The 22,365-nt window shown below is 30.1% G+C and carries 23 protein-coding genes; 9 read left to right on the forward strand and 14 right to left on the reverse strand.

Annotation, left to right across the window (positions count from 1 at the left end; translation table 11 throughout):
* Positions 1 to 33 precede the first annotated feature (33 nt).
* The 6 genes from CLRAG_RS02050 to CLRAG_RS02075 are packed head-to-tail and all read right to left on the reverse strand — an operon-like array spanning position 34 to position 6,921.
* Entirely contained in the window at positions 34 to 1,338 is a 1,305-nt protein-coding gene (locus CLRAG_RS02050; protein WP_065076850.1) for an amidohydrolase, read from the reverse strand.
* 31 nt (positions 1,339 to 1,369) lie between these two features.
* Entirely contained in the window at positions 1,370 to 3,136 is a 1,767-nt protein-coding gene (locus CLRAG_RS02055; RefSeq protein ID WP_242872075.1) for an adenine deaminase C-terminal domain-containing protein, read from the reverse strand.
* A gap of 33 nt (positions 3,137 to 3,169) precedes the next feature.
* The gene (locus CLRAG_RS02060; RefSeq protein WP_065076851.1) at positions 3,170 to 4,228 is read right to left on the reverse strand and encodes an ABC transporter substrate-binding protein; all 1,059 of its coding nucleotides are present in this window, start codon (positions 4,226 to 4,228) and stop codon (positions 3,170 to 3,172) included.
* A 3-nt stretch (positions 4,229 to 4,231) separates the two neighbouring features.
* Complete coding sequence (locus CLRAG_RS02065; protein WP_065076852.1) at positions 4,232 to 5,293, reverse strand: ABC transporter ATP-binding protein; 1,062 nt, start codon at positions 5,291 to 5,293, stop codon at positions 4,232 to 4,234.
* A gap of 16 nt (positions 5,294 to 5,309) precedes the next feature.
* Positions 5,310 to 6,092, reverse strand: a complete 783-nt coding sequence (locus CLRAG_RS02070; RefSeq protein WP_013239263.1) for an ABC transporter permease — start codon at positions 6,090 to 6,092, stop codon at positions 5,310 to 5,312.
* A gap of 1 nt (position 6,093) precedes the next feature.
* Complete coding sequence (locus tag CLRAG_RS02075; RefSeq protein WP_065076853.1) at positions 6,094 to 6,921, reverse strand: ABC transporter permease; 828 nt, start codon at positions 6,919 to 6,921, stop codon at positions 6,094 to 6,096.
* 289 nt (positions 6,922 to 7,210) lie between these two features.
* On the opposite strand from CLRAG_RS02075, the gene CLRAG_RS02080 reads away from it, so the two are divergent.
* On the forward strand, positions 7,211 to 8,248 hold the full coding sequence (locus CLRAG_RS02080) for a threonine aldolase family protein (RefSeq protein ID WP_065076854.1): 1,038 nt from the start codon (positions 7,211 to 7,213) through the stop codon (positions 8,246 to 8,248).
* A 235-nt stretch (positions 8,249 to 8,483) separates the two neighbouring features.
* Here the strand turns inward: CLRAG_RS02080 and CLRAG_RS02085 are convergent, their stop codons facing one another.
* The 3 genes from CLRAG_RS02085 to CLRAG_RS02095 all read right to left on the reverse strand — a co-directional run bounded on the left by CLRAG_RS02085 (position 8,484) and on the right by CLRAG_RS02095 (position 11,041).
* Positions 8,484 to 9,395, reverse strand: coding sequence for a nitroreductase family protein (locus CLRAG_RS02085; protein ID WP_065076855.1), 912 nt, complete (start codon positions 9,393 to 9,395; stop codon positions 8,484 to 8,486).
* A 19-nt stretch (positions 9,396 to 9,414) separates the two neighbouring features.
* Entirely contained in the window at positions 9,415 to 10,077 is a 663-nt protein-coding gene (locus CLRAG_RS02090; RefSeq protein ID WP_065076856.1) for a TetR family transcriptional regulator, read from the reverse strand.
* 208 nt (positions 10,078 to 10,285) lie between these two features.
* Entirely contained in the window at positions 10,286 to 11,041 is a 756-nt protein-coding gene (locus tag CLRAG_RS02095; RefSeq protein WP_065076857.1) for an MBL fold metallo-hydrolase, read from the reverse strand.
* A gap of 106 nt (positions 11,042 to 11,147) precedes the next feature.
* Between CLRAG_RS02095 and CLRAG_RS02100 the strand changes: the two genes are divergently transcribed.
* Positions 11,148 to 11,561, forward strand: a complete 414-nt coding sequence (locus tag CLRAG_RS02100; protein WP_023161938.1) for an Lrp/AsnC family transcriptional regulator — start codon at positions 11,148 to 11,150, stop codon at positions 11,559 to 11,561.
* Here CLRAG_RS02100 and CLRAG_RS02105 read toward each other — a convergent pair.
* The 3 genes from CLRAG_RS02105 to CLRAG_RS02115 form a co-directional block, all read right to left on the reverse strand.
* Positions 11,545 to 12,393 carry a MerR family transcriptional regulator gene (locus CLRAG_RS02105; RefSeq protein ID WP_065076858.1) on the reverse strand — a complete coding sequence of 283 codons (849 nt, stop codon included), beginning with the start codon at positions 12,391 to 12,393 and terminating at the stop codon, positions 11,545 to 11,547. The genes CLRAG_RS02100 and CLRAG_RS02105 overlap by 17 nt on opposite strands.
* 164 nt (positions 12,394 to 12,557) lie before the next feature.
* Positions 12,558 to 13,883, reverse strand: a complete 1,326-nt coding sequence (locus CLRAG_RS02110; RefSeq protein ID WP_065076859.1) for a sensor histidine kinase — start codon at positions 13,881 to 13,883, stop codon at positions 12,558 to 12,560.
* The gene (locus CLRAG_RS02115; RefSeq protein WP_065076885.1) at positions 13,876 to 14,565 is read right to left on the reverse strand and encodes a response regulator transcription factor; all 690 of its coding nucleotides are present in this window, start codon (positions 14,563 to 14,565) and stop codon (positions 13,876 to 13,878) included. The genes CLRAG_RS02110 and CLRAG_RS02115 overlap by 8 nt, the downstream gene beginning before the upstream one ends.
* 168 nt (positions 14,566 to 14,733) lie before the next feature.
* Between CLRAG_RS02115 and CLRAG_RS02120 the strand changes: the two genes are divergently transcribed.
* The 4 genes from CLRAG_RS02120 (at position 14,734) to CLRAG_RS02135 (ending at position 19,690) form a co-directional block, all read left to right on the forward strand.
* Positions 14,734 to 15,450, forward strand: a complete 717-nt coding sequence (locus tag CLRAG_RS02120) for a TVP38/TMEM64 family protein (protein WP_065076860.1) — start codon at positions 14,734 to 14,736, stop codon at positions 15,448 to 15,450.
* Between the two features lie 28 nt (positions 15,451 to 15,478).
* Positions 15,479 to 16,000 (forward strand): CDP-diacylglycerol--serine O-phosphatidyltransferase, encoded by a 522-nt coding sequence (gene pssA, locus CLRAG_RS02125; protein WP_065076861.1) that lies wholly within the window; start codon positions 15,479 to 15,481, stop codon positions 15,998 to 16,000.
* Between the two features lie 130 nt (positions 16,001 to 16,130).
* The gene (locus CLRAG_RS02130; RefSeq protein ID WP_065076862.1) at positions 16,131 to 17,861 is read left to right on the forward strand and encodes an ABC transporter ATP-binding protein; all 1,731 of its coding nucleotides are present in this window, start codon (positions 16,131 to 16,133) and stop codon (positions 17,859 to 17,861) included.
* Positions 17,855 to 19,690: an ABC transporter ATP-binding protein gene (locus CLRAG_RS02135; RefSeq protein WP_065076863.1), complete on the forward strand. Its 1,836-nt coding sequence runs from the start codon at positions 17,855 to 17,857 to the stop codon at positions 19,688 to 19,690. The genes CLRAG_RS02130 and CLRAG_RS02135 overlap by 7 nt, the downstream gene beginning before the upstream one ends.
* Before the next feature lie 132 nt (positions 19,691 to 19,822).
* On the opposite strand, the gene CLRAG_RS02140 is transcribed toward CLRAG_RS02135, so the two are convergent.
* On the reverse strand, positions 19,823 to 20,824 hold the full coding sequence (locus CLRAG_RS02140) for a DUF4003 domain-containing protein (RefSeq protein WP_065076864.1): 1,002 nt from the start codon (positions 20,822 to 20,824) through the stop codon (positions 19,823 to 19,825).
* A gap of 208 nt (positions 20,825 to 21,032) precedes the next feature.
* On the opposite strand from CLRAG_RS02140, the gene CLRAG_RS20810 reads away from it, so the two are divergent.
* The 3 genes from CLRAG_RS20810 to CLRAG_RS20820 all read left to right on the forward strand — a co-directional run bounded on the left by CLRAG_RS20810 (position 21,033) and on the right by CLRAG_RS20820 (position 21,553).
* Positions 21,033 to 21,170, forward strand: a complete 138-nt coding sequence (locus CLRAG_RS20810; RefSeq protein ID WP_167351546.1) for a CPC_1213 family protein — start codon at positions 21,033 to 21,035, stop codon at positions 21,168 to 21,170.
* A gap of 62 nt (positions 21,171 to 21,232) precedes the next feature.
* Positions 21,233 to 21,391: a hypothetical protein gene (locus CLRAG_RS20815; RefSeq protein ID WP_023161945.1), complete on the forward strand. Its 159-nt coding sequence runs from the start codon at positions 21,233 to 21,235 to the stop codon at positions 21,389 to 21,391.
* 15 nt (positions 21,392 to 21,406) lie between these two features.
* Positions 21,407 to 21,553 carry a hypothetical protein gene (locus CLRAG_RS20820; RefSeq protein ID WP_167351547.1) on the forward strand — a complete coding sequence of 49 codons (147 nt, stop codon included), beginning with the start codon at positions 21,407 to 21,409 and terminating at the stop codon, positions 21,551 to 21,553.
* 21 nt (positions 21,554 to 21,574) lie between these two features.
* On the opposite strand, the gene CLRAG_RS02145 is transcribed toward CLRAG_RS20820, so the two are convergent.
* Positions 21,575 to 22,309 (reverse strand): histidine phosphatase family protein, encoded by a 735-nt coding sequence (locus CLRAG_RS02145; protein ID WP_065076865.1) that lies wholly within the window; start codon positions 22,307 to 22,309, stop codon positions 21,575 to 21,577.
* Positions 22,310 to 22,365 lie beyond the last annotated feature (56 nt).

Genomic DNA, 22,365 nt, shown 5'->3' on the forward strand with positions numbered 1-22,365 from the left:
AGAATTGGATTTCTTCATATATTTCACTTTTCTTTAGAAAAATTTAATTATACTATTTTTAATGCTATTTACCTTATCTATAATATCATCAATATCTATACCTATAAGTTTTCTATTCTTTACAAGGACTTTACCATTTATAATTACTGTATCCACATTTGCTGGATTGGCGGAATAAACTACCGCTGAATAATAATCATATATAGGCTGCATATTAATGGACTTGGTTTCTATTATAACTAAGTCCGCATTTTTTCCCTTCTCAATAGATCCTATAGTCTTATCCATATTTAATGCTCTTGCACCACCAATAGTTGCCATTTCGATTATTTCAGAAGCTGGGAAAAGAGTTCTATCTCTATTAACTAATTTATGAATTTTGCCAACAAGAGACATTTGAGTTATTATATCAAGAGTATTGCCACTCATTGGTCCGTCAGTTCCTAGTCCTATTTTCATACCTCTTTTATACATTTTAACTGCTGGTGAAACTCCCTTTGCTCCTTTTGAATTTGCACCCATATTGTGAGCTATTCCAATTTTAGTTTTACAAGCAATCTCCAGATCTTCACCCGTTATATTTATTAAATGTGCTGCTACAAAATTTTCATCTAAAATTCCTATACTATTTAAATATTGTACAGGTGTCATGTTGTATTCTTTTTCATACTTTTCAGTTTCATAATCCATTTCTGCCACATGCATCATCATTGGAATATCGTATTTTTGAGAAATATTATGTGCTTTTACTAAATGCTCAGTATCATTACTATAGGGAGCATGAGGTGCTATTGCTGGAGTTATTAATTCTTCTTTCCTCCAGTTTTTAATGAACTCTTCGCCATATTCAATTCCTCCATAGGATTCTTTAGAATCTGGTGATGGAAAATTAAGTACTGTTTCGCCCAGTACTGCACGGATTCCCATTTTCTTTGCAGCCCTTGCAACTTCATCTTCAAAGTAATACATATCAGCAAATGTTGTAACTCCTCCTAAAAGCATTTCTGCTATTCCAGCTCTTGCTCCTTCATAAACAAATTTTCTATCAACAAACTTGCTTTCAAGTGGAAATATATACTTCTTAAGCCTGTCAGCTAAATCATCTCCAAGGCTTCTAAATGGCAGCATAGATGCATGAGTATGGGTATTTACCATACCAGGCATTAATATTCCGTTATTTCCATCTATTACTTTCTCTCCATCATACTTTTTTAAAAGTTCACTTTTTCCTATATCCTCAATTATACTTCCATTTACAACTACTACTCCATTTTCTATTACTTCTTTTTCTTTATTCATAGTAATTATATTTACATTTTTTATTATCGTTCTATCCATAAAATCATCCTCATATAAATAATTTTGTTATTTACTCACAAAATAAGCTTACTATTTCCTGGGTATTAACTCTTATAAGACCTTTATCCGTAATTTTTAGTTCTGGGCTTACTGGAAGAGACAGCGTACTAAAAGACATTATTTCATTATTATGCTTATATCCAAGTTCCTTTAATGCCATTCTCACTTCTTTTAAATTTAAAGCTATAGACTCGATTGGCTCTTCAGACAATATGCCGCCAACAGGAAGAGCAAGACTTGCTACAACTTTTCCATCCAAAGCTGCACAGTAACCCCCATTGTTTTTAATAACCCAATTTGCTGCTACTTTCATATCTTCTGTATTTCTTCCCATTACCATTAAATTATGATGATCATGAGCATAGCTAGAAGCAACTGCTCCTCTTTCTATTATGCTGCCTGAAACAAGTCCATAAGATCTTTTTTTAGTATTATCGTATCTATTAAAAACCGTAATAAGTGCATACTTAGAAGTTTCAAAAGAAAGCCTCTGGTCTTTCACTTCTACAAAATCACTTTCTTCTTTTGTAAATGTACTATCACTTTGAACCTTCATTATTCTGCATTTTACTTTACCCTCTTTTACAGGTGCTTTAACTGAAAAATCTGAGTCACTAACTGGATTCATTTTAATGCTTTTATAAAAATGATCTGGAAACTCATGTTCCTTTTTCCCTCCAATATCCTTACATGCAAGTTGGCCATTTTTATATACTTCATTTATACTAAATGATTTTAAATCATCCAATAAAATAAAATCAGCTATTTTCCCAGGTGCAATGCTTCCTCTATCGTAAAAATTCATTCTTCTTGCTGGAATAAAAGTACTTGCGTAAACAGCCATTTCCGGCTTCATACCCATGCCAATAGCTTTTTTAACAAGTCCATTCAAATGTGAAGTAATTAATTTATCTGCCATTGTATCATCAGTAACAAAGCAAAAATGCTCATATAGATCATTGGAAATTAAATATTCCATGTTTTCTTCCGTCATTGATTTTTCCTGAATTTCTAAAAACATACCATTTAATATCTTTTCCTCAATAGATTTTGGAGTTTGCTGAGTATGATCTGCATCTACCCCTTGATATATGTATCTTGCTAGATCAAGTCCTGATATTTTAGGACAGTGTCCTTCTATTTTGAAATGAGGTTTTTCCTTTTTTATCAATTTAATTATATTATTTATAAGTGAATCTTCACTATAAACTAAATCCTTAAAATTCATAACTTCGCCAATGCACCATATACGGTCGTTTTTTATAAGTTCTGATACTTCTTTTATCCCTATTTGTCCACCTGTAGTTTCAATTTTAGCTGATGTTGATGGTACAGAACTTGGAATGCCATAAAATATATCCATTATATGCTGCCTGTCAGAATTTATCATAGCTTTTATTCCTTCTATTCCAAATACATTTGCAATTTCATGTGGATCAGCAACAACTGTTGTAACTCCATTTTTAATAACAGCATTTGCAAAGTTTGTTGGTGTAGTCATTGAACTTTCAATGTGCATATGTATATCAATAAGGCCAGGTATTAGATATTTCTTATTACCTTGTATAATCTTTCTTGCACTTATTTTTTCATGACAATCCTTACCTATATATAAAAACCTTCCATTTAATATTGATACATCACCGTATATAAATTTTTTAAAATAAGCATTAAAAACATAAACATCTTTTATGATTAAATCTGCTTTCATATGATCACCTTTCTTAAACGTAAATAAGACATCTGAAAAAATAAGTTCATCAGCATATGGATTCATTATTTTTCAGATGTCTTCTATTTAAAATTAAAACTAATTATTGTAAATCTTGTTCCACTGATCAATCCAGTTTTTATTGTTCTTATTTATAAATTTGAAATCTAAAACATTTGATTTTTCAACTTCATCTCCATATGTTAGACCCTGTGTTTCCGTACCTTGCAATTTTACATCGCTGTTAACTGGTGATTCGCCTACATCTTTAGATGTTTTTTGTTCAACTTCTGCACTTAATACATAATTTATAAATTTGAGTGCTAACTCTTTATTTTTTGAACTCTTTACTATATTTACAGTATTAAAGTTAAGATATGCTCCTTCGCCTGGATCAACAAATTTTACTGAAGGAACTGCTTTTTTAATTGAACCATAAACAAAATCCGCAGCAACTGCAGCTGTTATTTCTCCATTAGAAAACATGTTTACAAGATCAGAAGATTTAGTATATGTCTTAACTACATTTGGTTTTAAAGCTTGAAGTGATTTAAATGCATCTGCACCATTATCACTTGTTACATCAACACCATCCTTCTTTGAAGCTGCACAAACCATAGCAGGTCCAAATGTTGTTGTTATATCTGGTATTGCTATTTTACCCTTAAAATCAGGACTCCATAAATCTTTCCATGAAGCTATATTTCCCTTTACTTTTTCAGGATTATAAACTATAGCTGCTCTATTTAAAGTATATGCTGGACCATATCCTTCAGTTATAAACTTTTGTGCCTTAGGTATTACTTTCTTTGCATTTGGTACTTTACTATAATCAATTTTTTCAAATAATCCATCTTGTATGCCTTCTTCAGAAAAAGATTCTGCAAGGTACATTATATCAACGTTACTGTTTGGATTATTTTTGAGTTTAGTTAATCTTTCTCCATTATTTCCTGTTTCCAAAACTATTTTTACATTGTTTGCTTTCTCAAAAGGCTTAAAAACATCTTTTTGAAGAGCATCTTCATTTAGCCCCCATGTTGATATTACAAGCTGCTTTTGATCACTTTTTGAATCTGTACTTTGCGCTGCACTTCCACATCCAGAAAGGGCTGATAGCAAAAATATAGATGCTAAAGCTAAAGGTAATTTTTTCATCTTTTATTCCTCCTCAGATTTTTTAACAATTATTAATTTATTTGAAGGTAAATAAAGCTTTACCTCATTTCCAATATCATACACTTCATCATTTCCATTGTTTACAATAATTGATCCAAGCTTTGTATTGACAGAATACTGGTATGCTTTTCCCAAATATGTTCTAACTTCGATTGTTCCATCTAGTATATTTTCCTTGTCTGTAAAATCAGATGCTAATATTTTAATATCATCAGGTCTTATAGTAGCTTTTATTTTACCAGGAACATTTTCATGATTTTTAATGTGAATTTCAATATTGCAATCTGCATTAAATACATCATCTTTAACATATTCTAAGTCAATAAAATTTTCGAATCCTACAAACTTTGCGACAAATTCTGTATTAGGCTTTGAATATATTTTTTCTGGAGTATCATATTGTTCAATTACACCTTTATTCATTACTGCAACTTTATCTGATATGGAAAAACATTCTTCCTGATCATGAGTTACAAAAACAGTTGTAATTCCAAAACGCTGCTGTAACTTTCTAATTTCTACTCTCATTTTTAATCTCAATTTAGCATCTAAATTACTAAGTGGCTCATCCAGCAAAAGAAGATCAGGTTTTATAACCAGTGCTCTAGCTATAGCAACTCTCTGTCTTTGTCCTCCTGACAATTCTGCAGGATACCTTTTGCCATATTCTTTTAAATCTACTATTTCAAGAAATTTGTTAACTGACTCAGTTATAGTTTTTTTATCTACATTTCTCATCTTGAGTCCAAAAGCTATATTATCAAAAACATTGAGATGAGGGAAAAGTGCATAACTTTGAAATACCATTCCAAAATTTCTCTTATTAACAGGTATTTTAGTATAATCCTTACCATCAAATATAAACTTTCCACCTGTTGGCTCTAAAAAGCCGCTTATTACTCTCAATGTAGTAGTCTTTCCACACCCGCTTGGTCCAAGAAGTGAAACCAACTTTCCCTTTTCAATATCAAGGTTTAATTTTTTTAATATATTTGTTTTTCCATCATAAGAAACTGCAATATCTTTTAAATTTATTAAAGCCATGTAGCACCTCCATATTTTATTTTGTAAAATAATTTAATCCCAAAGTTTTCTCAACAATAAACATTATTATAATAGTCATAAACATCAATATGACTGAAAGAGCTGAAACACTAGGGTCATAATTGTATTCAACATAACTCATCATACTTATTGGCAGCGTACTGACTCCCGGTCCTGTTAAAAATATAGATACAGGTACATTATTGAAGGAATTTATAAATGCCAACATAAAGGCTGCAATTATGCCAGATGTTATATTTGGCATGACAACTAGAAAAAATGTTTTTATTCTAGAAGCTCCAAGACTTATAGCTGCTTCTTCAATAGAATAATCCAATCCTCCAAGACTTGAGCCAATGACCCTTATTATATATGGAATTACTATAACAACATGTCCAATTAATAAGCTAGTTAAAATATTCATTTTAAGAGTAATTGTTATAAATCTAAAAAGTGCAAATCCAAGTACTATTCCTGGTATTGTAACTGGTGATAGAAATATATTGTTAATAAACTTTTTTCCTCTAAAATCATTTCTACTAATTACATAACAAGCAGGTATTCCAACAATAAGTGCAATTAAAGTGGCAGCTATGGATACTTCCAAACTTATACCTAACGTAGTCATAAAAGTTGGTGACTGAAAAACATGTATAAACCATCTTATTCCTATATGCTTAGGTGGAAATGCTATGAAATTATCTGTTCCAAAAGCTGTTACAGCAACTATCAAAAGCGGTCCAAATAGAAATATGTATACAAGAAATACGAATAATGTAAGCAACTTATTTTTTTTCATTCTATACACCCCTTTCATATAATCTTGATGCAAATTTATTGATTCCAAACATAACAATTAATGTAGCTATGATCATAACAGCAGAAACTACAGAAGCGCCTGTCCAATCACTTAGCGTCATAGCCTTTTGATATATGAGCGTTGCAAGCACTGTATTTTTATTTCCTCCAAGAAGTTGGGGTGTTGTATATGCTGTTAATGCACCAGTAAAAACAAGAATACTTCCAACTATCATTCCTGGAACACTTAATGGAAAAATGACCTTAAAAAAGGCTGCTATTCTACTAGCACCAAGACTTTGGGCAGCTTCTACAAAATCGCTATTAATATTTTCCATAACTCCAACCAAAGAAACAATCATAAGAGGCAAAAATAAGTATACACTTCCTATAATTATTGCAAACTCCGTATAAAGAATTTCTCGTGGTTCGCTTATAATATGGCAATTTATAAGTAGTGTGTTTATAGCTCCATTTTTACCAAGTATAGTCATCCACGCAAATGCACGAACAATAGAGTTGGTTAAGAGTGGAAATACTGTAAGTGCAAGAAGTAATCCTCTTATTTTTTTATCACTTCTTGATAAATAATAAGAAACTGGTACTCCAAGTACTATACAAGCAATAGTCGTTATAATTGCTATTCTAAGAGTACGAAAAAATATGTTCATTAAATAACTATCTTTAAAGAAAGATAAATATAATTTAGGTGTAATACCTTTATCACTTACAACTGTAGGAATTAATATATTTATAAGTGGTGCCATTAAAAAGAACAAAATTATTAAAATTCCAGGTACTAACATTAAATAAAGTACTTTTTTTCTCATTATAAGTAGCCCTCCTTTATATTTTTAAGTTTATTTGATCTTAATCTAAGAATCTCTTCATATTAAACAAAGTATTAATATATGTTTGTGCTATACGAATGTTATTACATTTTTTATCTACAATATTCATAATATTATCACTTCACCTTGGAAACGTCAAGAGATTTTGGTCGAAATAAGGGTTTTAGTAAAGAAGTTCCAATAGTATTGACTTTTATAACATAAGGTATAACATTTTTAGTAATAAGGAAAAGAGATTTAATGAAAATGTAAGAGGAGATTTTTGGCAATGTATAGTTTTAAAAATGATTATAGTGAAGGAGCTCATCCAAGAATATTAAATGCTTTAGTTGAATCAAATATGGAGCAAACTTCAGGTTACGGTGAAGATATATATACAGAAAGAGCTGTTAAGCTTTTGAAGCAAAAAATTAAGCGAGACGATGCCCACATTCACCTGTTTGTTGGAGGCACACAGGCAAATCTCACTGCAATTTCAGCTTTTTTAAGACCCCATGAAGCAGCTATTGCTGCTAATACAGGACATATACTAGTTCACGAGACAGGAGCTATAGAAGCTACAGGGCATAAGATTATCTCTATAAAAGTAAGCAATGGCAAACTAAGTCCCGAAGACATCAAACCTGCCTTAGATGAACATGCCGATGAACATATGGTAAAACCTAAGCTAGTGTACATCTCAAACTCTACAGAAATTGGTTCTATATATAAAAAAAGCGAATTAGAAAAACTAAGCAAATTTTGCAAAGAAAATAAACTGCTTTTATACATAGATGGTGCAAGGTTAGGTTCGGCCCTATGTTCAGAAGAAAATGATGTTGAACTTTCTGATTTAGCTAGATTAGCAGATGCGTTCTATATAGGTGGAACTAAAAATGGTGCGCTAATGGGTGAGGCTATGGTCATATGTAACAACTCACTTAAAGAAGACTTTCGATTTTATATTAAACAAAAGGGAGCATTACTTGCAAAAGGTAGGCTTCTTGGAATACAATTCTTAGAACTTTTCAAAGATGACTTATATTTTGATTTGGCAAGGCATGCAAATGCCATGGCAGATTTACTTAGGAAGGAAATCAGTAAGGCTGGATATTCATTTTTGACCCACTCGCCTTCAAATCAGATATTCCCAATCTTACCAAACAAATTGATTGAAAAGCTTGGGAATAAATATTCTTTTACAATTTGGAAAAAATCAGATGAATATAACTCTGTTATTCGCCTTGTAACTTCTTGGGCAACAAAAGAGTCTATGGTTTTAGATTTTATTAATGATTTAAAAAAATTTACTGAAATTGATATGTAACTATTTAAATCAAAAGCAAAGAAAAAAGTGCTCCATCCTCACAAGATTAGCACTTTTTTTAGATCTATAGTTTACGATCTAATCCAATAGCCCTAAAACAAAATAAATGTTCTAAGGATGATTAGTGCTATCAACACTAATCATTTATTGTTTATACTATACCAAAATTAATATAAAAATAAACATATATTTTTACTAAAACATCTTTCATTCAAAATTAAACTCTTTTGCCATACTAATAAAATTTAGTATTTGAAAATCTTCTTTTTATCGCAAAGCTATATTTAACATCAGGATAGCCAAATATGACCATAATACCATTTTTATTTTTCAATGGTATCCCATACTTTTCTTTTATTTTCTTTCCAAAAAGGTTTAACAGTACATTTGGTGTACCAAGCATACAACTTCCTAATCCTAATGATTGTGCTGCAAGCATTGCATAAGTTGCAGGAATATATGGATCAGCAGGATCAGCATATGGAGAAGCATGAAAATACATTGCTAACGGTGCAGAATATGTTAGCCAGTTCCTTCCTTCATCATAATTTCTTATAAATGTCTCTATAGCAGTTGAGGCAAAAGTTTTTAAAGAATCATATGCAGCCTTTCCTATAAATGGCCTATAGATTTTAAGCATTATAGTGGAAAATAGCCACCTATTTTTTTTCAAAACATTGATTAAATCCAGTGTAAACTCTTCCACTTTTTCATTTCCATCTAAAACCAAAACTTCAACATCAGAACTTCCAAGACCATTAGGCGCGGTCGTGGATGCTTCTAATATCTTTTTTATTATTTCACGTTCTACTTTTTGCTTTTTATAATTTCTTACACTTCTACGGGACATCATTAACGACTTTAAACTTTCATAATTGGTCCTGTCTTGAAACTTTGGTAATTCCATGACATCATCTGGCGTCATATCTCTGCCAATAACTTTTATCGCTTTATTTGGACAAACTGCCATACATTGTCCACAAGCAATACATCCAAATACTCGACTATGGTCTACTTTAACAATTTTATTTTCTATAAATAATGGTGCTCCCTTACATACTTTTACACAAAGTCCACAGGTTGTACATTTGTTTTTATCTATTTTAACTTCAGCACATTCATAAAATCGACCAGTTTTTAATGCCATAGATATTCAACTCCTTTCACTATTTACCAAACATGCTATTTAAAACACTCCAAAATACATCAACATCATCATCGATTTCTTCTGGTTTAAAGCCAACTACTCTCAGCATACTTATACCTATATACAATGCTATTATTGCATAAGCAGACTTATTTATATCCGTTTCTTTAAAGTCGCCAACCTTATTTCCATAATTAATAATTGATGAAATTCCTTTACAATCGCCTTTATATACTTCATGTAAAACTGCCTGCAGCTTTGCATCTACCATTGCCCTTGAAAAGAAACTTACAAATAACTTAGCTTTTTTTGCTGGCGGAATATTCATTGCCCCCACCCCATGAATTTCAGATACATTTAATTTAAGTTCAGATTTCTTATCAATGTTGTAATACTCTGGCAAAGCATTTTTCTGAACTATTTTCAGAATTTGAAATGGGGTCATATTCTTCCTTACTTCACTATTTATCTTTGTACCATAATAGCTTAAAAATGCTTTAAAGGCTTCAATAATAAGATTGCCCTTACTTTTAAAATAGTAACTAATAACACCTTTAGAACAATTAGCCTCTTTTGCCACCATGTCCAGTGACATTTTTTCTATACCCACCTTACAAATACACTCTAGCGTTGAATTAATTATTTGACTTCTTCTTATAGGCTCCATCCCAACTTTAGGCATACAATTCCCCCTAATATGCGATTATTTTATTTTGACCAGTCATCTTAAAATAACAATACCACCTTTATAATAAAAAAACAATATGACAACACTTATAAAAAACTGTCATATTGTTTACTGTTAATTTTGCTGTACCTATCTAAAATTCAACTTCATCTGTAGACTTTAACTGTACAAACCTTCCTCCTATTATATTATTATTTATTACTCAATATTCCATATACTCTCCATCCTTTGGAATAGAAACTTGTCCTGAAAGTGAATTATCCTTCAAAAAACTTCTTAGTTCTTCTCTCATAAGGCTGCAGTGATTCCATGCCTCCATGTGAACAACAATCACTTTAGACTTTGGCATTTTTTTGCAAATATGAAATATATCCTCTTTACTCATGGTAATAGGAATACCTCCCTCTGTCAACTGCGCAGCACCTGCAAAAATAACAACTAATTCAGGATTATAAGTTTTTAATGCTTGCTCTACTTCCAAACACCATACTGTATCCCCTGTTATATATAATAAGGGTTCATTTTTAGTTTTAATAACATATCCTGAAACTATCCCCATTTGTTTTGCAACTTCACCCTTACCATGTTGACCCCCTACACGTTTAAAAATAATATCATTCCAACGACAATCTTTTTCAATTGGATTAACAGAGTAAAATCCCTTTTGTCTCACTTTTACTTCATCCTCACTCTGACAGAATATAGGTATATTTTTAGGTAATAATCTTGCTGCCGTTTCATCAAAATGATCGCTGTGCATATGGGTTAAAAGGACTGCATCAGTTCTTACAATATCATTAACATCAATGGGCAATTCCACCAGTGGATTTCTATTTTTATTTGACACATTAGGAATATAAGGCATTGTTCCTTTTTTACTAAGCACTGGATCAACTAGAATTGTCTTATTATTTATAATTAGCCTTAATGTTGCATGGCGTATAAGCTGAATTCTCATAGTTTTTCCTCCTTGTATATGATATATTAATTATAAGTCATACTGCTTTTACTTGGAGAAAGTAATTGCCTATTTTCAGTTTCATCATGAAAGGAAATTTATAATTATGCTTGACCAAACAGATATAAAGATTTTAACCTTATTAAAAGAAAATTCTAGACTTCAATGGCGTGAAATTGGAGAGTTAGTTCATTTAACAGGACAAGCAGTAGCAAATAGAATTAAGAAAATGGAAAAAGAAGGAATCATTGAAAAGTATACCATAAATTTAAATAACACAAAACTTGATAAAAGCTTAATTGCCTATATAACTGTTTTTATGAAAACCTCCAATCATCCTGCTTTTATACAATTTGTTAAAAACAATAAATTCATAATTGAGTGCCACAGGATAAGCGGAGATGGCTGCTATTTATTAAAGGTAAATGTAACTGATGAAGAAAATCTTATGTGCTTATTAAATAAAATTTTAGACTTTGGAAATTATCGTCTAAATATATCTATTAGTAGGATAAAGTAACTCTATCGTCCAATTTTTTTACCTTCACAGAAATTTTTGAGTAATATTTATTGGGGTTTTTAGTTATTATTTCATCTGACATATTTTCTATGTAAACACTTCCACAAATGTTAAGATGATTATTCTCTATAAACTCGTTTAATTTATCAAAATTTTTCATATCTTCAGCTAAATAGCTATTATCATAAGTTATAACATAAAGTCCTGCTGGCTTTATGGTTTTTTCTACATTTACATTTTGAGAAACCTTATAAAAATATCTATAAGTTTTGATGCTATCCTCAATTGCCCCATCATAATCAAGATAGACACCTAATGGATAACCATAAACTAATTTCTTACTTTTCGAATAATCTATAAAACTAACAAAATCTTCTTCAAAATTGTCAATATCAAATTTCATTTTCGGTCCTAAAAACAACAATTCTTGCTTACAATTTTTCAAAAAAATCTTGTCACAACTAATATTAGATATAACAGGAATATTACTAGTTCGCTGTTCTATAATATAATTCATTTGATTTAACCTATTGAGTTCCTCTAGTATTTTTTGCTTCTGGTCAGTAATTAAGTTAATAAGATTATGAGGAGATACATTTTCCATATAATTCTTTATTTTCTTTAATGGTATATCTAAATCTTTTAGAGCAAGGATAATGCTTACTTCGTCTAATTGACTATAGGAATAATACCTATAGCCATTTTTCTTCACAAATATAGGTTTCAATATTCCTACATTATCATAATATATTAAATTTTTTCTGTTTATGCCAGACAGCTTAGAAAAAGCCCCTATAGTTAAATATTTTTTTGAACTTATAAAATCATTCATAACCTATACCTTTTATAATTATTATAATATTTAATAATAACTTTCTTTTTGAAGATATTCTATCTTGAAAAGTGTTGACTGTCAAGTTGCTGTACAGTTTACAATATTTTCTATGAATAAAATAGTCAATAAACTATAAAAAACAATTTTTTTATAGACTCTATTTAGTCATTATGTAGTTTTATAGCTAAACTAATTTGGACAGAAAAGGTATCTTTCGCTTTTGTGATAACAAATTTTCCACTATGTCTTTCTATAATTTTTTCACATGTTTTTAGACCGATTCCTGTACTACTTACTGTTTTTAAATTATTATTTATTTCATTTTCAATATAAACAAATAATAGTTGGTTTTTGATATAGTATTTAACTTTAACTATCTTCGATTTATCTGAATACTTCATGATATTAGAGAAAATATTATCAAAAACTCTACGTATAGAAATTAAATTTACTTCTATAAGAAAAGGCGTATTACAGGAATCAATTTGAGAAATAAACCCATTGTCTTCCAATATAAAAATTTGTTCTTCAAGTAGTTGATCTAAAAGTTCATTTCCATCAAAAGCTTCTAATTCCAAATCATCATCATTAGTATTAAACACTATAAAGTATTCAAACAATTTATCAGAAAGATATTTAATTTGGTATGCTTTTTCTCTACTACGATGAATATACTGTCTCAAATTTTCATCTGTCTTATATTTTTTGTATTCTATAATATCTAAATAGCCTACCAGTGCTGTGAGAGGTGTTCTTAAATCATGTGACATTGCTGTAATCAGTTCGCTATTTGCAAGTCTTGCTTTATCTTCACTTTCCAATCTTTCAATGAATGATTTTCTCATCTCATTAATACCTTGCGCCAAGGAAGAAAGTTCATCATTTCCATTAACAGTAATTTCATGAGTCAAATTGCCACCTTCTAATATTTTTATTTCACTCTCAAGCATTCCAATATACGTTGTTTTTCTTTTTATGAAAAACAACATAATTGATATAAAGCAGAAAAAGGAAATCGAAGCATTCAAAAAGCTTACAATATAATAATACTTGTATTGAAAAAAGCATTCCACATACATTTTTGCGTCTGCATCAGCAAATTTAATATCATAAAGTGACATATCGGGTAAAAATGGATTCTCTTCATATTTTCCATAATCGATAGCTGAATTGTTTCTATCAGAATTATAAATTAACTGTTTGTCCTTGTATATATAAAGGCTTACATATTTCTCTTTACGAACCCATTCTGTTATTTTATCATAATCATTTATTGTCAAATTGTTATCTAATATATATCTTCTGAAATCGGATAAGGCTTGATTTTTTTGACTGCTTATAAAAGAAGTTTTATTAAAATGGTTATCCAGCATATTTTCCCCTATTGTTGTTAGTAAAAAGAATATACTAACAGCTATAACAAATGAAAATATTAGGCATAGAATTAATTTGATTTCTAGTTTTTTGCATAAAAAGTTCTTATTCAACTCTATACCCCTTTCCCCATACTGTTTGTATATATTTAGGGTTTTGTGGATCCTTTTCTAATTTCCTTCTTAAGTTTCTTATATGTACCATAATTGTATTGTTACAAGAGTAAAAATAAGGCTCTTCCCAAACACTTTCATACAAATTTTGTGCTGAAAATACTTTTTTTCGATTCTGTGCCATAAGCAACAATAGCTTATATTCTATTTCGGTTAGGATAACTTCTTCTTGATCTATTGATACTTCATTTGAAATTGTGTTTATTGTTAATCCATTTATATTAATAAACTCAGTTGAATCAACTCTATCTTTTCCTTTGTATACGTAATACCTTCTAAGCAATGCTTTAACTCTTGAAACTAATTCTGTATATGAAAATGGTTTTGATAGATAATCATCACATCCAGAAGAAAATCCCATGCATTTATCTGAATCTTGAGTTTTAGCAGTTAGAAACAAAATAGGAGCACTTGTTTTTTTACGAATTTCTACACAAGCTTTAAATCCAGACTTTATAGGCATCATTATATCAAGTATTATTAAATCTATACTTTCATCAACTTTAATTACAGCATCTTCACCATCTGCAGCTTCTATTACATTATATTCTTCACTTTCCAATAAAATACGAACTATTTCTCTTATTTCTTCGTTATCATCTGCAATCAAAATATTCTTCATAGTATTCATTTATATACCTCCATTTTACTATTAGTATATACTGCAATATAGTTAAAATCTATATTATTTAAATGACTTAAGAATTATTAAGATTTATTATAGAGAGATCTTAATATGTTTCTAATATACTATTAATTGAAAATAGAATATAGAAAGGATTGTAAAATTATGAATAAAAATAGAAAACTTTTAATTTATAAAATATTGTTAGTTTTATTAGGTATTTTTACAATTACATTAGTTATGAAATATTTACCACGTATTATTGAACTAACTGTATCACTTGATAAATTCAGGGGTTATATAGTTTCCTTAGGTAGAAGTGGATCTATTGTATTCATTTTCTTCCAAATACTACAAACGGTGATTGCGCCAATTCCAGGAGAAGTAATCCAAGTTGCTGGTGGATATATATATGATGTACCTTTAGGTATAATTTATACCACAGTAGGGATGCTATTGGGAGCTATTATAGCTTTTTATTTTACTAGGCTTATAGGTGGCTCTTTTATACAAAAACTACTTAAGGGAGAAAATTCTCAATGGATGAAGAATATTATGGATAGTAAAAAATTCTCTTTTATTTTATTTATTGTTTTCTTAGTTCCTGGACTACCAAAAGATTTTTTGATATATGTTGCAGGATTAACATCTATAAAGCCATTAAGGTTTTTCGGAATTTTACTTGTTAGCAGATTTCCATGGCTTTTAGCATCTGTAAGTATTGGCTCCAATCTTCATTATGGTAACTATGTATCAACAATGGTAGTATCATTCATAGCCTTAATATCATTTGTTTTAGGAATAGTTTACAAAGATAAACTTATAAATAAGCTTTCATATGATAAAAATGTTCAAGAATCATATAAAGCTAAAGCAAATTAATTTAATTCAGTTGACGAGGGGTGATTATATGCTAAAAATGGCTATACCTAATTTATTTACACTTACTAATCTATCATTTGGAGTTCTCTCAATACTTGAAACTTTTAGGCAAAATTACTTTTGTGCTGCAATATTAATAGTGATTGCAGCCTTAATAGATAGATACGATGGTAGAATTGCTAGATTTTTAAATATATCAGGAAATCTTGGAAAAGAGTTAGATTCCTTAGCAGATTTAGTTTCTTTTGGGGTTGCACCAGCTCTTTTAATGTTCATTAAGTACTATTTTTCTAGTTTAGATTACATTGAAGTTATTGGTGGTTGTTTCATATTGTCATACATTATGAGTGGAGCTTATAGATTGGCTAAATATAATATCAGTGAATTTGATGGTGTTTTTACTGGAGTGCCTATAACAGTTGCAGGTTTTATTATTGCATTATTTTCATTAGTTGCACCTAGTAATGGGAGGTCTATACTTTTATCAACTGTTTTAATAGGGATTCTTGCTTATCTTATGCTCTCAAAATTTAAGCTTAAAAAAGTATAACTTAATTCTTTATTAGAAAGAACTTGTTGAGGAAAAGTAATATGCTATCTTGAAAAGTGTTGACTGTCAAGTTACTGTACAGTTTATACTATTTCTTATACATAAAAATTACATATGAAAGGATACTATAATGCTAAAGCTATTTAAACACTTTAAAGTTAATAAAATACTTTTAGGTTCACTATTCGTAATAATTTTGCTTAAAACTGTAGGTACCTTATATATCCCCACATTAACTGCAGATATAATAAATAATGGTGTAATAAAAGGTAACATTCATTATGTATTAAGAACTGGTGGAATAATGATAGGCACTGCTGTATTTACAGGCATACTTGCTATAATTTCTACATATTTTTCCTCAAATTTATCATCAACACTTTCCAGAGATATTAGAAGCAAAATATTTTCTCACGCACAAGAACTGTCAATAAATGATTTTAAACATTTTTCCACCTCATCTTTAATTACAAGATGTACAAGTGATGTAAATCAAATTGAAAATACATTAACCATGTTTTTCGAAATGATTATTCCAGTTCCATTTATAACTCTGGTAGGAATGTTTTTAGCTTTTTCCAAAGATAAATATATGGCTCTTATAATCTCTATAGCAGGAACAATTTTTATAATATTTATTATGCTTATAAGTAAAAAAGTAATAAATTTATCGAATAAAATCCAAGTTGGGTTAGATAAAATAAATTCTAGAGTAAGGCAATATATTTCAGGAATAAGAATTATACGTGCTTTTAATCGAGAAAAGCATGAAAAAGAATTAATAGATGCTGCATTTACAAATTATGCAGATATTAATGTAAAGCTTAATAAGACATTTGCTGTAGTTATGCCAACTATAATGGCTATAATGAATGTTTGTGCTGTTGCTGTCTTATGGTTTGGAACAATAAGAATAAGTAGAGGAACTATGCAGGTAGGAGACATTATGGCCGTTATTGAATATGCAATAATAATATTGGTCTACCTGGTAATGGCTGTTATTGTATTAATTAATATACCACGTGCTAGTACCTGTTCAATGCGTATATTAGAAGTATTACAATACAAACCTGAAATAGTAGATAAAAAAGTAACTGAGGCCATTTCAAATAATAGAAAGACCTTAGAATTTAGAAATGTCACATTTTCCTATAAAGATGCCGAAAAGCCTGTTTTAAAAAATGTTAGCTTTGTATGTGAAAGTGGTAAAACTACTGCAATCATAGGAGCCACTGCTTCAGGGAAAAGTACTATTGGGAAATTAATACCAAGATTACATGAAATACAAGATGGTAAAATCTTGATTAATAGTGTCAATACAAAATATTTTTCTCAAAAAAATTTAAGAGATATGATAAGTTTTTCACCTCAAAAAGCATTCCTATTTAGTGGAACCATAGTTGACAATATACGGCACGGGAAAAAGGATGCAACTATAAATGAGATAAAAAGTGCTGCAAAAATGGCTCAGGCGGATAAATTTATTTCTGAGCTAAATCTAGGCTATGAATCCTTTGTATCACAAGGTGGCAGTAATTTCTCAGGCGGGCAGAGGCAGAGATTATGCATAGCAAGGGCCTTAATTAAGGACAGTGATATATACATTTTTGATGACAGTTTTTCTGCCCTGGATTATAAAACAGATGCAAAGTTAAGAGAAGCCATAAAACCAAGATTAAAAGATTCAATTGTCATAACCATTGCCCAAAGAATAAGCACAATTATGGAGGCAGATCAAATTTTAGTCCTAGAAGAAGGAAAAATAGCAGGAATAGGTACCCACACAGAACTTCTTAAAAATTGTCCCATATATTTAAAAATAGCTGAATCACAATTAAGTGAGGAGGAGCTGGTATGCTAAATGAAGAAAATTCAACAGATGCAATTTCTTTTGATACTGAAATGTCCGTAGAGAAAGCTAAAGACACAAGGAAAACTGTTATAAGATTAATAAAATTACTTCTAAATCAAAAGTGGAAAATAATTATTGTTATATTTTTTACTATTATAAGCTTAGCCTTTACAATGACTGCTCCATTAATTTTTAGCAAAGCTATCAATACTATTTATGACGGAATAAAGAATGTATCACATACTGGTTACTTCAATATAAATTTTAATATCATAAAAAAGCTTTCACTGATACTGCTTATTATATATTTACTATCCTCATTTGCTAATTATATTGAGCAGAACATAATGGCTGCTGTATCTCAAACATTGGTATTATCTATAAGGAAAAATATAAGTACAAAACTTTCAAAAGTTCCTTTAAAATATTATGATACACACAAAAAAGGGGAAATTCTAAGCAGAATATCAAATGACCTAGAAAAAGTATCTGAGACATTGCAGTCAGGTATGATGCAATTTATTACAGCAGTACTCACAATTATAGGAGCTGTATCCCTCATGCTCTCAATAAATTGGATACTAACTTTAATCGCCATTTTCACTATTATCATGGGAGGTATCGCCACCTCTATAATTGGGAAAAAGAGTATAAATTATTTTTCAAACAGACAGGAATCCTTAGGTAAATTTAATGGACAAATAGAAGAATATTTTACCGGTCAGATGGTTGTAAAGACCTTTAATATGGAAGAGGAAATAATTAATCGCGTTGAAATAACTAATAATAAATTGTATTCTGATGAAAAAAAAGCACAATTTATTACCTATGCTATAGATCCTTTAATCCGTCTGATGAATCAAATAGGATATGTGCTAATAGCATCTCTTGGTGCTGTATTTGTTATTCAAGGAAGGCTTTCAATAGGCCTAATACAAGCCTTCTTTCAATATGTAGATCAAGCATCAGAGCCGTTAACTGAAGCAGCTTATATTTTAAATTCAATGCAGGCAGCTATTGCCTCACTTGAGCGTGTATTTGAAATTTTAGATGAGGATGAGTCAGAAACAGACCCTATAAACTATAAAACTATACTAAATCCAAAGGGCAATGTAACCTTTGAAAATGTACAGTTTGGATATGGACAAGAGCTTATAATTAAAGGAATAAACCTAGAGGTAAAAGCAGGACAAAAAGTTGCTATAGTTGGACCAACAGGTGCAGGAAAAACTACTTTAATAAACCTGCTTATGAGATTTTATGAATTGAATGATGGGAAAATTAAAATTGACGGTATCGATATAACTGAACTTAAAAGAAGTGATTTGCGATCTTTATTTGGAATGGTCCTGCAGGATTCATGGCTATTTGATGGAAGTGTTAAAGATAATATTGCATACAGCAGAGAAAGAGCTACAATTTCAGAAATCAAAGAAGCCGCAGAACTTGCCAGAGCTGATTATTTCATAAGAACACTTCCTCATGGCTATGATACAGTTTTAAATGATGAAAACTCTTCAATATCACAAGGACAAAAGCAACTTTTATGTATTGCCCGTGCTATTTTAGCAAGTCCATATATTTTAATACTTGATGAAGCAACTTCAAGTGTAGATACATGTACAGAATTAGAAATACAAAATGCCATGGATAATCTGATGAAAGAAAGAACAAGCTTTATAATAGCACACAGATTATCTACAATAAAAAATGCAGATAAGATACTAGTCATGGACAAAGGAAATATTGTTGAACAAGGAAACCATAGCGAATTATTAGCTAAAAGTGGTTTGTATAGTGATATATATAACAGCCAATTTATACACCAAAATAAGTGAAGCTACTGAGAGTAAGTTAAAAACTTACCTAAAATTCACAACAATAACATTGGCTTATGGTAAAGCTAGTCAAGCAGGATTGATTATTTCTAAAACAATCCTGCCTAACAAAAAATCCCTGTTTGAATTTATCTATGATGAACTCGATGAAGAAGCTGACGCAGCAGCTGCAGCGGCAACACATCCTGCAATTGCTGCCTGTTCTTGAGCAATAATAATAGCATTAATACTATTTGCTAAAGCTACTTTAATTACTCCCCTTTTCATACCATCTACATAGAAGTCACAAACTAAATTAGCTGAAAGAATTGTTTTAGTATATTTATCTAAACTCCACATTCCATATCCAGGCTTCTTATGAATAAAATCATTGACTTCTTTTATTTCTCTAACTATTTGATCTTCATCATCTGCAATAAGAGTTAACACTCCTAGTGTTGCCAGGCCATTGTATCTAAGACTGCATTTTTCACTTTTAAGCTTATTATAAAGTCTATTTGCCTTCTTGCATTTTTCATAAACAGATTCTTCTCCAAGTGACAAAATATGAGATAATATCTGAAGATCATTTCCCTTCCAAAATCCTTCTTTATTTAATTCTTTATAGCACTCTTCTACTTTTCCCATAGTTTGTCTTACATCTAAATCCGAAGCAGCAAGTACTGCAGCAAAAACATAATCATCAGTAGAAGTTAGCCAAAAATGATTTTCTTTCATATTTTTATAGAACTCTTTCATTCTCTCGATTTTAGAATTCCAATACTCTCTAGTAACATCTTTTGCAAAAGTATAAGTAGCCAGCGGCAGATATGCGCTTTTTTTAAAACCTTCCCCCTTCATTTTTTCATGAATTTCAAGCATTTTTTGAAAAAATCCTTTATAATCTTCCTCAAAGCATAGAAGGGTAGCCATAATAAGCTCATTATTTCCTCTATAATCAGATGTCCATCCTGTTTCCTGCTTTATATACTTTTTTATTTCTTCAATTTTATCTATATTTACCTTTTCACCTCTTGTTGCATGCATCATTGCACAAAAGTGCTTTAACAAGCTTGTATCCCATTTAAAATTACTTTTAAGTTCACTATAGTTTTCTACCATTAGTTCTACCTTTTCTTTCAATCTTATATCCACTATAATTCCCTCCCTATTTAACTTAATATCATTATTACTTAAAATATTTATTTTGTATATACATATTAAAATAAAATATTCAAAAAATAATAAAGTAAATCTTAAGATTTACTAAATATATTAGGAAAGTAAACTTATACTATTTAAAACCAAGCATAAAAACTAGTTTTGGGGAAAACCTACATTGTATTAGAAAGGAGAGACAATTGTGCAAAATAAAATGCGTAAGACTACTAATAATAAAAAAGAAGACAATAGATTTAAAAAGAAAAATATAAACCATGACCCTCAGGATGAAAGTTCAAGAATAAAGTTTGGTTCTCCACCAGAAAAACATTTAGATTAATTTTTGAAAATTAACATTCTATATATAAAGTTATTAATAAAACAAATTAGGAGGCTTAAGCGATGAAATCACATCAAAATAAAGGTCATCATGAAAAAGCCATGGAAAAAGCTAAAGATTTACTTCATAAAGGTACAGGTATGGGAGAGATAAAAGAAGTTACTGGTCTCAATGAACATGATGTAACTAAAGCTAGAATGAAAATGGAAGGCAAAATGTAGAAAGGGGTTCTATGCATGAGTGATGATAGCTTAGATGAAAAAAAGAAAAAAGCTAGAGAAATGCTTATTTCTGGTAAAACCGATAAAGAAATCAAAGACGAAACTGGACTAAGACCTAAAGAAATAAGCAGAATACAACAGGGAATTACAAATCATTTTTAATATGAAAGGACTAACAGTTTTTTAACTGATAGTCCTTTCACACACACTTAATTGATTTTTAATAGCTTTACCTTTTTCACTATAACTAGTGTCATTTACAGATTCTACTTTAAAATTTCCATTTTCATATGTAATCTTGGATATACTTGAATTATCCATATCTCTCACATTAAAATTCTTGTCCAAATAATCAATAATCAATCTAATTATTCCCCCGTGAGCTACTACAAGTATATTTCCACTCTCACCATCAGAATTTTCCATGCATATCCCTGTTAGTGTTTTCATAACTCTTTTTATTACTGTATCATAACACTCCGCTTCCTTTGTATCATCCAAAGTTGCACATGAATTGCAGTATTCTCTTTGAAAATCATACTTTTCTTCTGCTTCCTTAAAAGAACTTACATTAAGATAGCTAAGTATATCGTTAAACATTATACTCTCAAGCTCTCCTTCGTATTTTCCAAAATACATTTCTCTTAGTCCTTCAAGTTCTTTTAACTGTAAATTTTCACTTGCCTTATTTTCCTTTATAACAATTTTTGCAGTTTTCACTGCCCTACCCAAATCACTGCTGTAGGCTGCTTTAAATTTAACATTGCTAAGTCCAAGCCCTGTATTTACAGCTACCTCAATTCCTACCTTGGTAAGAACTCCATCGCACCATCCCTGAGTTCTATTAGCTTTGTTTAAAATGGTTTGTCCATGTCTCATTAAATATAAAGTAATTTTACTTTTATTATTACTGCTCATTTTTTCCTCCATAATTATATCTGCACAATATCTGCACAATATATGCCATATTATGA

Source organism: Clostridium ragsdalei P11 (genome assembly GCF_001675165.1).
GTDB lineage: Bacteria > Bacillota > Clostridia > Clostridiales > Clostridiaceae > Clostridium_B > Clostridium_B ragsdalei.